General features: G+C 69.4%; 10 protein-coding genes and 1 pseudogene. 3 read left to right on the top strand and 8 right to left on the bottom strand.

The window, feature by feature from the left end; genetic code table 11:
- Nucleotides 1–31 precede the first annotated feature (31 nt).
- Nucleotides 32–538 (bottom strand): hypothetical protein, encoded by a 507-nt coding sequence (locus D7X74_RS12300; protein ID WP_120533130.1) that lies wholly within the window; start codon nucleotides 536–538, stop codon nucleotides 32–34.
- A gap of 428 nt (nucleotides 539–966) precedes the next feature.
- Here D7X74_RS12300 and D7X74_RS12295 point away from each other — a divergent pair, with 428 nt between their 5' ends.
- Complete coding sequence (locus D7X74_RS12295) at nucleotides 967–1,152, top strand: hypothetical protein (RefSeq protein ID WP_120533129.1); 186 nt, start codon at nucleotides 967–969, stop codon at nucleotides 1,150–1,152.
- A 21-nt stretch (nucleotides 1,153–1,173) separates the two neighbouring features.
- On the opposite strand, the gene D7X74_RS12290 is transcribed toward D7X74_RS12295, so the two are convergent.
- Nucleotides 1,174–1,551 (bottom strand): PleD family two-component system response regulator, encoded by a 378-nt coding sequence (locus D7X74_RS12290; RefSeq protein WP_120533128.1) that lies wholly within the window; start codon nucleotides 1,549–1,551, stop codon nucleotides 1,174–1,176.
- Nucleotides 1,552–1,929: 378 nt separating this feature from the next.
- On the opposite strand from D7X74_RS12290, the gene egtB reads away from it, so the two are divergent.
- Together egtB and egtD are read left to right on the top strand one after the other, a co-directional pair.
- Nucleotides 1,930–3,264 (top strand): ergothioneine biosynthesis protein EgtB, encoded by a 1,335-nt coding sequence (gene egtB / locus D7X74_RS12285; RefSeq protein WP_120533127.1) that lies wholly within the window; start codon nucleotides 1,930–1,932, stop codon nucleotides 3,262–3,264.
- A gap of 7 nt (nucleotides 3,265–3,271) precedes the next feature.
- Nucleotides 3,272–4,294, top strand: coding sequence for an L-histidine N(alpha)-methyltransferase (gene egtD, locus D7X74_RS12280; protein WP_120533126.1), 1,023 nt, complete (start codon nucleotides 3,272–3,274; stop codon nucleotides 4,292–4,294).
- Nucleotides 4,295–4,403: 109 nt separating this feature from the next.
- Here the strand turns inward: egtD and D7X74_RS12275 are convergent, their stop codons facing one another.
- From D7X74_RS12275 to D7X74_RS12250, 6 genes and pseudogenes are all read right to left on the bottom strand, one after another.
- Nucleotides 4,404–4,592, bottom strand: a complete 189-nt coding sequence (locus D7X74_RS12275; RefSeq protein ID WP_120533125.1) for a hypothetical protein — start codon at nucleotides 4,590–4,592, stop codon at nucleotides 4,404–4,406.
- Nucleotides 4,593–4,895: 303 nt separating this feature from the next.
- Nucleotides 4,896–5,345: a CoA-binding protein gene (locus D7X74_RS12270; RefSeq protein WP_120533135.1), complete on the bottom strand. Its 450-nt coding sequence runs from the start codon at nucleotides 5,343–5,345 to the stop codon at nucleotides 4,896–4,898.
- Between the two features lie 109 nt (nucleotides 5,346–5,454).
- Nucleotides 5,455–5,997: a hypothetical protein gene (locus tag D7X74_RS12265; protein ID WP_233602071.1), complete on the bottom strand. Its 543-nt coding sequence runs from the start codon at nucleotides 5,995–5,997 to the stop codon at nucleotides 5,455–5,457.
- Complete coding sequence (gene bacM, locus D7X74_RS12260) at nucleotides 5,998–6,438, bottom strand: bactofilin BacM (RefSeq protein WP_120533124.1); 441 nt, start codon at nucleotides 6,436–6,438, stop codon at nucleotides 5,998–6,000.
- Between the two features lie 3 nt (nucleotides 6,439–6,441).
- Nucleotides 6,442–7,035, bottom strand: a pseudogene (locus tag D7X74_RS12255) (ParB/RepB/Spo0J family partition protein); the annotation flags it as partial.
- A gap of 170 nt (nucleotides 7,036–7,205) precedes the next feature.
- On the bottom strand, nucleotides 7,206–7,997 hold the full coding sequence (locus D7X74_RS12250) for a ParA family protein (protein ID WP_120533133.1): 792 nt from the start codon (nucleotides 7,995–7,997) through the stop codon (nucleotides 7,206–7,208).
- Between the last annotated feature and the right edge of the window lie 2,575 nt (nucleotides 7,998–10,572).

The raw sequence follows: 10,572 nt of genomic DNA, 5'->3' as shown, positions 1-10,572 counted from the left end.
CCCCACCCGGTCCCCCTCGCGGGACGCCCTGTCAGGGCGACGGTTCCACCAGCGGCGAGCGCCGGCGCTCCGCCGCCGTGAACAGCAGGGCCATGGGCAGCCCCATGAACACCGCGTGCCACACAATCTGGAGGAACTGCGGCGCGTCCAGGAACCAGGGGAAGTAGCCGCGCGCCAGCAGTTGGAAGTTCACCAGCCACACGAAGATGCCGAAGAGCATCCCCACCGCCGCCTGGAACTCCCAGCGGCCGCGCCCGTCCGTGGGCAGCATCGCGTCCAGCAATGTGTACATGAGCCCCCAGCCCGCGGAGATGGCCAGGTGCACCGCCAGCCCCACCGCCACCGCCAGGCCCGTGGACACCTGCGGCGTGAAGGCCGGCGTCCCCAGCACCACCGCCGCGCTCATCCGCACCGGCCGGAAGGCCCCGTCCCCCGCCGCCACCGACAGCACCGTCTCCGCCAACGCCAACATCAGGCCCGCGGCCATGCCGAAGAGCAGCCCGTTCCTCACCGACCAGGGGGTGGTCCGCCGTTCCATGGGTGTGCCTCCTCGAATGCGTGCGCGGGCCCAGTGGCCGGGCCTGGAGCTGGGAGAGCCCGCCGTCGGGCCCGTCCGTTCAACGCTGCGCACCCGCAGGGCAGGAGGCAGCCGCTGCGCACCGGATGCCCGCCGCACCGAAGCCCGGTCGTGCGGACGACCCCTGTCCACCCCCGTGCCTGGAATGCCCTCACCGGCGGTCATTTCTTCCCCTACGATTTCCAGCGGATCCGTAACTTCTTCAGTCCGCCCGGTGGCAGGCGGGCTCGAAAGTGCCCGGAATTCCCGGTGATGTTGGCAGGCACGCGGTTCGCAAGGACGGTCTCCGCCAAGGAAACCGATCCGTGTCCCAGTCCTCCGCCAGAAATCGCCTGCTCCTTCCGTACCGCGTCCACTACGCGCCGCCTGCCTGGCGGGAAGTGGGTCGCATGTCCGCGGAAGCGTTCGAGGCCCTCCAGGACACCCTGGCCCGGCTGGCGGAGCGGTCCCGGAACCAGGACTCGGTCGCGGGGCCCGCGCGGTACCAGGTGGAAGGCCACGGCCTGGAGCTGCTCTACGAGCGCGACCCGCGCGCCAGCACGCTCACGCTGCTCGCCGTGACGCGCGTGGGCTGAAGAGGGCAGCGCCCTGCCGCTTCAGGGCCTCCGCACGGCCAGCCGTCCCACGCTGGCCAGCAGCTCGTCCGGGATGATGGGCTTGCGCAACAGGCCCTGCGTGTCCGGCGGCGGCTCGGAGTCCACGGCGGTGAGCACCAGCACCGGCACGTCCCGCAGCCGCGGCCAGTCCGAGCGCAGGTTCAGCAGGAACCCCGCCCCGTCCAGCACCGGCATCCTCAGGTCCAGCAGGATGAGGCACGGCGCCCGCAGGTGGACCAGCTCATCCAGGGCCTCACGCCCGTTGGCGGCCACCGCCACCTCGTACCCCTCCCCCTCCAGGATTTCAGCGATGGCGGCGCGGACGTCGTCATCGTCCTCCACCACCAGCACCGGCCTGCTCACCTCGGAATGGGCCATGGATACAGCATAAGGACCCCCTCCCCCACGCAGGCATGTCATTCCGGAAATCCCCGACAACTGGTGGACACATGCCAGCCCTGGAGGGTCCCCCTCTTGGGGGCGGGGCGTCCGCTCCACGTCTGGCGCCTGCGCCGTCACCGGTCGTTGCCTCAGCCCCCCACCCGCCGGGTCACGCTTGCCCAAGCCATCTATTTTGAGCAAAAAGCATCAGTCGGGTTCACAGGGCCCCGACAGGGGGTCCCTGGCGGGTTAGGACTCCGGGTCATGACGGAGGGGAAGCAGGCTCGCAAACGTGTGGTCCCTCACGCGACCCTCGCGCCAGGGGGGCCTGGGGGGTTAGCGAGGCCCGGCGCCCCTTCCTACCTTGGGCCGACCATGTCGATGAGGGCCACGATGCAGGAGCGGATGCCCCTGGGGGAAGCGACGGCCTGGAAGGCCCGGGCCCTGCGGGAGCTGGAGGCGGGGCGCGCGCGCCTGCAGGCGATGCTGGCGCCCGTGCCGGAGGTGGAGCTGATGCGGCAGCACTCGCCGCTCATGTCTCCGCTGGTCTGGGACGTGGCCCACGTGGCCAACTACGAGGAGCAGTGGCTCTTGCGCGCCCTGGGCGCCCCGGCCTTCACGGATCCGGCGTTCGACGCCATCTACGACGCCTTCCGCCACCCCCGGAGCACCCGCTCCACGCTGCCCCTGCTGGAGCCGGAGGCCGCCTGGGCCTACGCCACCCGCGTGCGCGAGGCGGTGCGCGCGCACCTGGAAGCGCTGCCGGAAGAGGGCGCGGATCCGCTGCTCGCCGGGGGCTACGTCTTCGGCATGGTGGCGCAGCACGAACAGCAGCACGCGGAGACGCTGGCCGCCACGCTGCAACTGATGACCCACGGCGAGTACAACCCGGTGGAGCCGCCGCGTCACCAGCCCGGCGCGGTGCCCCAGCACGAGGTCCTCATCCCCGGCGGCCCGGTGCACCTGGGCGGCACGGAGGCCTGGGCCTACGACAACGAGCGGCCCCGGCATGTCGTGGACGTGGCGCCCTTCCTCCTGGACGCGCACCCCGTCACCACGGGGGACTACCTCGTGTTCGTGGAGTCCGGCGGCTACGAGGATCCGCGGTGGTGGGACCCCAGGGGCTTCGCGTGGCTCCAGGCGGAGGGCATCCGCCACCCGCTCTTCTGGATGCCGCAGGGCCAGCACGTGTGGCTGCGGCGCCGCTTCAGCACGGTGGAGCCCCTGCCGAAGGACGAACCCGTCCAGCACGTGTCCTGGTACGAGGCGGACGCCTACGCGCGATGGGCCGGCAAGCGCCTGCCCACCGAGTCCGAGTGGGAGAAGGCCGCGCAGGGCAGTGACGGCGTGGCGCGCGGCCATCCCTGGGGCAACGACGCGCCCACGGACGCGCATGCCAACCTGGGCGGGACGCGGTGGGGCCCGTCACCGGTGGGCAGCCATCCGCTGGGCCGCAGCGCGGACGGCGTCTTCGGGCTCGTGGGTGACGTGTGGGAATGGACCTCCAGCGACTTCCAGCCGTACGCGGGGTTCCGGGCCTTTCCCTACCGCGAGTACTCGGAGGTGTTCTTCGGGACCGAGTCGAAGGTGCTTCGGGGAGGCGCCTGGGCGAGCGCGCCGGTGGCGGTGCGCAACAGCTTCCGCAACTGGGACTTCCCCATCCGCCGGCAGATCTTCGCCGGCTTTCGCTGTGCACGGGACGTGAGGTGAGGAACGCATGAGGATGAGGACGGATCAGGGCGAGGCGCAGGTTCCGGGCACCGACGAAGCACCCGGCGTTCGCGTGGACGTGTACGTGAAGCAGGGGGACGCGCAGCGCGCGCTCCGCACCGAGGCGCTCCAGGGCCTGTGCCACGCGCCCAAGGAGCTGAGCCCCAAGTGGCTCTACGACGAGCGCGGCAGCCAGCTCTTCGACGACATCACCCGCCTGCCGGAGTACTACCCGACGCGCCGCGAGCGCGAAATCCTGCACGCGCACGCGGACGACATCGCCCGCCTGAGCGGCGCGGACACGCTGGTGGAGCTGGGCAGCGGCACCAGCGAGAAGACGCGCCTCCTCCTGGACGCCATGGACGCGGCCGGGCAGCTCAAGCGCTTCGTGCCCTTCGACGTGAGCGAGGCGTTCCTGCGCAAGGCGGCGCAGGGTCTGGCGCGCGAGTACCCGGGCATCGCGGTGCATGCCGTCGTGGGGGACTTCGAGCAGCACCTGGGGCGCCTGCCGGGCGGCGGCCGGCGGCTCATCGCCTTCCTGGGCGGCACCATCGGCAACCTGAAGCCGGCGCAGCGCGCGCTGTTCCTGCGCGAGCTGTCCTCCGGGCTGCGGCCAGGGGACGGGCTCTTGCTGGGCACGGACCTCATCAAGGACCGCGAGCGCCTCTTCGCCGCCTACAACGACAGCGCGGGCGTGACGGCGGACTTCAACCGCAACGTGCTGCGCGTGCTCAACCGCGAGCTGAACGCGGACTTCGATCCGGAGGCCTTCGAACACCTGGCCCCGTTCGATGAGAAGAACAAGTGGATCGAGATGCGCCTCATCTCCCGCAAGGCCCAGTCCGTGTGGCTGGGGGACCTGGAGCAGCGCGTGGACTTCGCCGAGGGCGAATGTCTGCGCACGGAGGTGAGCTGCAAGTTCTGTCGCGAGCAGGTGCAGGCGGAGCTGCGCGACGCGGGTCTGGACCTGGCCGCGTGGTGGACGGACGCGGACGGCGACTTCGCGCTGTCGCTGGCGATGAAGCGCTGAGGCGGGAGGTCCTGCCCGGCAGGGGCGGCCCGGCGCGCTGGGGAAGGCGCCGGGCACGGGCCCGAAGAAGGCACCGGGCGACGAGGGCCCGGAGTGCTACGGGGTGCGACTAACGGCGGCGCGGCGGGTTGCGACGCACGGGCACGGGCACCGGAGCCGGCTGCGCCGGACGGGTCCACGCGGCCCACAGTGCCGCCGCCGCGGTGATGACCAGGCCTCCCGCTGCTGCAAGCTGCTCACCCAGGGCGCCGATCTCCACGACGGCCAGGGGGAGGGGAAGCATCTCGGTGAGCGTCATGCGCGGACTCCTTACGAGGGGCACAGCGTGAGGACCTGATGCGGGCCGCGACGGGCGCTCGACGCAGATCGGGAAGCTAAGGTTAGGAAGTCGGAAGGCTTTCGGGAAGTCCCGGGGACACGTGGTGACGGCGCGTGGACGGGATTGCACCTCGGGTCGGCCCCAAAGTCCATCCCCGCCCAGTCCCAGCTTCGAGAAACCATCACCCGCTTCACGTAATGGGGACACGCGGGCCGCGCAGAACGTTCCTGCACGGTCGCTTTCTCCCGCCTGCTCTACCTCCACGCGGCGTCCGGACCCGGCCTACCCGTGCGGATGATGCGTCTTCCACTCCACCATCATGCAGTGGTCCTGCACCACCTGGATGCCGGCCTTGGCCAGGCGCTCCGCCGCGGCGTCGTTGCGGATGCCCTTCTGGAACCACACCGCCCGGGGCTTCTTCGCCAGCAGGTCGTCCACGTGCGCGTTGATGTCCTCCGGGCGCAGGAACACGTCCACCACGTCCACCTCGCCGGGCACGTCCTTCACCGACGTGGACACGGGCTCGCCCAGGATGGTGCCTCCCTGCTCGTGGTGCGTGGGGACGGGCAGCACCGTGAAGCCATGGTCCTTGAGGAACTTGGGGATGGCGTGCGCGGGCTTGGTCGGGTGGGTGTCCGGCCGGATGCCCAGGACCGCGACGCGCTTGCTGCGGCCCAGCAACGCTCCGATGCCCGTCGGGTCTTCGATGAGGTTCTTGCGCCAGTCGTCCATGGGCTGCTCCTTGAGGGGAAGGAGCACATCGAAGGAGGCGAAGGAGTCCGGGCACAACCCGGGGTCGGGCGTCGCGGGCCCCAACCGTCCTGCGCAGGACGTCTGGGTTTCAGCGGGGCGCGGCCTGGACCTGGATGGTGCGGCAGGCCTCGGTGGCCAGACGGACTTCCTCGGTGGAGGCACCGGGGAGGCTGGCGCAGAGGAACAGGTCCTCCCCCACGCGCCGGGCGCCAAAGAACGCGGGCGCTTCGGGGCCCACCCCTCCGTCCGGCAGCGCCGGGGCCAGGGTGACGCGCAGCAGGGAGAAGGACTCCTTGTCCTCTTCCTGGTCCAGCGACAGCGTGAAGTGCTTCATCTGCTCGCGGACGGTGTCCGCCAGCTTCTCCGAGGAGGGCATCTGTTCGCCCTGCCCCGGCTTCAGGTCCACGCGCAGCGCCGGGCGGCCGGGAGGGCCCGCCTGGAAGCTGCCATCGGTGGCCACCTGCGCGGACCATCCCGGCGGCAGCGGCACCTTCACGCCGGAGCGCAGACCCGCGTCCTCCGTGAGGATCCCGGAGGACGGCGTTTCGTCCTGGCAGCCCCGGCATCCCGCGAAGAGCGCGAGGGTCACGAAGCCCGCGACCCGACGCACGCTGGACGGGAAGACGGACACCTACTTCTTCTCGCCCATGGGCGGCGGGCCACCCTTGCCGATGTTCTCCATCTTCACCGCGCCCTCCAGGATGGCGCCGCGGTCCATGGTGAACGACGGCGTCTCCAGGTTGCCCTTCATGCGGCCCGGCTGCTTCAGCTCGATGAGCTGCGCGGCGCGCACGTTGCCTTCCACGGTGCCGTTGATGATGACGGTGCCGGCCGTGATCTCCGCCTGCACGCGGGCGCCGTCACCAATGACGAGCACGTCCTTGGTGATGATCTGCCCGTTGAACTTCCCGTCGATTCGAACCTGACCCTCGAAGGTGAGCTTCCCCTCGAACTCGCTTCCCTTACCCAGAAGCGTGTGAACCTCACCCGGACGCGTCGACACGTGATCCTCCTCCCGTTTGAACAGGGGCTTGCTGGGTGCTTCGTCTTTCTTTCCGCCAAGGAGCGCCACGCCCTACTCCTTCCTCAGAAGCTTCAACAGCCTGTCCAGGTCATCGTAGGAGAAGAAGTCCACTTCAAGGGTGCCTTTTCCTGGGCTTTTCTCCGACAAGCGCACCTTTGTCCCCAACCGACGTTGCAGCTCTTCGGTCAGGGCCTTCACCTGCGGGCTCACCTTGGGCGCGGGCTTCCCCGTGTCCTTCGACTTCGCGGACCGGCCCTGCTGCACCAGCCGCTCCGTGTCGCGCACGGACAGCTTCTTCTCCGTCACCTGGCGCGCCAGGTTCTGCAGCTCCGGCAGGCGCGGCACGCCGAGCAGCGCGCGAGCGTGGCCCATGCTGAGCGACCCGTTCGCGACCATCTCCTTCACGTCCGCCGGCAGCGCCAGCAGGCGCAGCGCGTTCGCGACGGTGGAGCGCTCCTTGCCCACCTTCTGGGCCACCTGCTCCTGCGTGAGCTTGAACTCGTCCACCAGGCGCTTGTAGCCATCCGCCTCTTCGATGGGGTTCAGGTCCGAGCGCTGGAGGTTCTCCACCAGCGCGAGTTCGAAGGCCTGCGCCTCCGTGACCTCGCGCACGATGGCGGGGATCTCCTTGAGGCCGGCGGCCTGGGGGATGAGTGCGGAGAGGCCCCGGCCCAGGGCGCGCTTCTGGGTGTCTGCGGTCTTCTGCACGGTGTTCAGCAACTCCCGCGCTGGCGTGGTGCCGGCGCATCGGGCCATCGGTGTACCCGGCGAACCGGGGCAGGCGTCAGCCCATTCGCATCAAAGGCGCAGGGCGTTCAGGCGACCCGGCGCTTGGACGGCCGGGGGTTCTCCCGGCGCATCAGCTCCCGGCCGAGCGCCAGGTAGCTCTCGCAGCCCTTCGACTTGATGTCATAGAGGATGATGGGCTTGCCGAAGGACGGGCACTCGGACAGGCGCACGTTGCGCGGGACGACGGCCTGGAAGACCTGGTCCTTGAAGTAGCCGCGCACTTCGTCGACGACCTGATGGGCGATGTTCGCCCGCGCGTCGAACATGGTGAGCAGGATGCCCTCCATCTTCAGCGCGGGGTTCAGGCCCTGCTTCACCAGGTCGATGGTGTGCGTGAGCTGGGAGAGGCCTTCGAGCGCGTAGTACTCGCACTGGAGCGGGATGAGGACGGAGTCCGCGGTGACGAGCGCGTTGAGGGTGAGCAGGCCCAGCGAAGGCGGACAGTCGATGATGATGTAGTCGTACTTGTCCTTGAGCGGCAGCAGGGCTTCGCGCAGGCGGAACTCGCGCCGCTCCTGGTTGACGAGTTCGACTTCCGCGCCGGTGAGGTCGGGCGTGGCGGGGATGACCTGGAGGAATCTCAGCTCGGTGGGGTGGATGAGCTCCGAGGCGGGGCGGCCGCCGAGGAGCGCGTCGTAGACGGTGCCGTGGAGGGCGTCGCGCTTGAGGCCCAGGCCGCTGCCGGCGTTGCCCTGGGGGTCCATGTCCACCAGCAGGGTGCGGCGCTCGGCGGACGCGAGACTCGCCGCGAGGTTGATGGCGGTGGTGGTCTTGCCCACCCCGCCCTTCTGGTTGGAGATGCAGATGATACGACCCACGTGGCCCATCCTCTCTCGCCCCGGGTTCACCGGAGCCCCGCCCGGAACCGCGCGGACGTGCGCGCGAATTCGGGCCTGATCAGGCAGCTAGCACGGGGATCTTGGACGGATCAAATTAGTGTCCGTGAAGAGCCGAAGCCCCTGCCAGGCCTCTTGCTCGGGGTGTGCGAGGGCCAGCGGAACGGGCCTCGCGTGGGCTGGAATTCACGCGGTGGAGCGGTCGTGTGGCTGCCTGCCCGGCTGCTTCCCGCGAGGGTTCCGGGCCGGCCGGAAGGGTGGTTGGTTTTTTCGGGGGGTCGGCGGCGGGAAGTGCGCACGGCCGACTTCGCGCGGTTCACGACTCCGGGTTCATCACGCGATTTCGTGATGCGCCCGTGAGCTCACGGTTCATGGGCTTCCGTGAAGGCGGTGGGCATGGGCTGGTGGCTCCGCGTTGGGGGACCGCCAGTCGGTCAGTGCCGTCGCTGGCGTTCGCGGTGAAGGTTCCGTGATTGCGACGGTCGTGGGCCGGCGGCCCGGCGGCGACTTCGCCATGTGTTCGTGGGCGTTCGAGGTGACGGTCTCCACAGTTGCGCTGGTCGTGAGCTCGTGACTTCGGAGGCTTCGCAGCGGACCTCATCGGGGCCTCGAAGTTCGTGGGCCGGTGGCTTCACGAATGGCTTCGCGATGAGACCGTGCGAGTTCGCGGCGGAGCTCCTCAAGCTGACGCTGCGCATGAGTCCAAGGCTTCGCGGGCACCTTCGCCAATCGAGCCAGCCGCCGAGGACTCCGTGGCGCGCGTGAGGTGCCCTGTCCCCATGCGCAAACCCTTCCCGTGGAGCCGGACAGCGGGTCGCTCCGGGTTCCATCCACCTTGGGTTTCAACTCCGGCGAGTTTGGCGAGAAGAGCGCGGAGGGACGTGCCGGGCGGCGCCTTGGGAAACCTGTCCGACTGTCGGACAGGTTTGGACGCCTCGTCAGCGGAGGGGGCTTCCAGCCCGAGCCGCCCCCACTGGCTTTCGCTGACAAAACCGCGGAGCGGTGCGCCAGGGAGCTGACTGCGTCACATGCCCAGGCCGCCTCCGCATCCACCGCTGGACGGGTGGGCGGTGCGTCTCCGGAGCCTCCATGAGGACTTGCGCCCCAAGCCCCCCGCTTCGTGCGAGATGCGCGGTCATGGGCTTTCGCGGAGGCATTCTTCGGAGCCTCCGTTGTCCTGGGCCGATGACTTCGCGTTCAGCCGTTCGGGATGCAGTGAGGCATCAGCACGGCGGATCGACGACCTCACATCGGATGCTCCCATCTGAGCGCATCGTGGGTTCCTCCGCGCGTGTCCGCGCTTCTTCATCCAGGGCCGCGCGGAGGCGGTGTGAACAAGGGCCTGGCGAAATGCCCGGGGTCGCACGCCAGTCCGGTTCGTGACCGCTGAACCGTCAACGCGGGTGCGCTGGATCCGGCAGGCCGGGCCCCAGGTAGACCAAGCGAAGTTCCATGTGTGGTGAGCGCCGAAGCCCATCCAAGGTTTCGCGCGCGATGCCGCACGCGCTCCTGACTCATGCATGAGTCAGCGCGTCCGTTCCGACGTTCCACGTGGAACAGCCTTGGGCCAGGCCACCCGGTCACCGTTGGGTCCCAGGGTTTCGAAGTCGAGTCCCCCGGTCCGTCGCGTGTCCAAGAACACGAACCGCCGCGATTCCTGCGTGAACCCATGCGCAAAGAAGAGGTCACGTGCGCACGTTCGCGAATCGGTCCGGAAGCGACACGTGATGCACCCGGCATCGCCAATGCGCTGTGGCGCCACGCCACCCAGCCCTGGCTTCCGCCACGGCTTCTGATGCGCAACGGTCGGCCCTGAACGCCTTCATGCGTGTGAGCACCGCCGGAGCACAGGCCACCCACGGGTGCCCATGTTCCACGTGGAACAAGATGGAGCGGCGCGGTCCTCATCGCGCCCCTCCGTGCATCTATCCACCGGACCACCACACAGGCGGCCACGCGTTCCATCTGGCCTGTGCCTGCCCATCCGCATGCGCGCGCTCAACGCAGTGGCTGTTCCACGTGGAACAACGACGGCCGGAACCTCGACCGCCTTCGCACCTGTTCGCATGAACGGATCCCGGCCGCATCGAAGCGACACGTGACCGGATGCGGGGTCCATCGCATCCAGTGCCCGCTTCAACCCAGCGGTGTCGATGCGCGGGCGCGGCCTGAAGAGCAGCACGACGTTCCACGTGGAACACGTACTCCACAGCCTTCAAAGCCGTGCACGCGTGCGCATCCCCCGGAGATGTGACGACGGCTCCAGCACCCCGTGCGCGCGAACATGCCCATGCGAAGTGGGGCGGCTTCGCGAAAGGACGTTCCACGTGGAACACGTCCTCCACCGCGAAGCCTCACGCCGCATCAGGAAGTGCTTTCGAACAAGGACCCGGGATGGAGGCAGGGGAAGGAGCAGCCATCCCAGCGCCTCCTTTCACGCGCTCATTCAGCGCTCAGGACCCGCGCGCCACCACCATGCCTCACGCGGATCCGGAGGTTCCAACGCATGCGGTTCACAGGCGTGCTTCAGGTGCGCACGCGTTCGATTCAGGCCCTG

The organism is Corallococcus sp. CA047B, from assembly GCF_003612065.1.
GTDB classification, from domain to species: domain Bacteria; phylum Myxococcota; class Myxococcia; order Myxococcales; family Myxococcaceae; genus Corallococcus; species Corallococcus praedator.
Note: the sequence above shows the minus strand (reverse complement) of the source record. Positions and strands in the feature narration are given on the sequence as shown.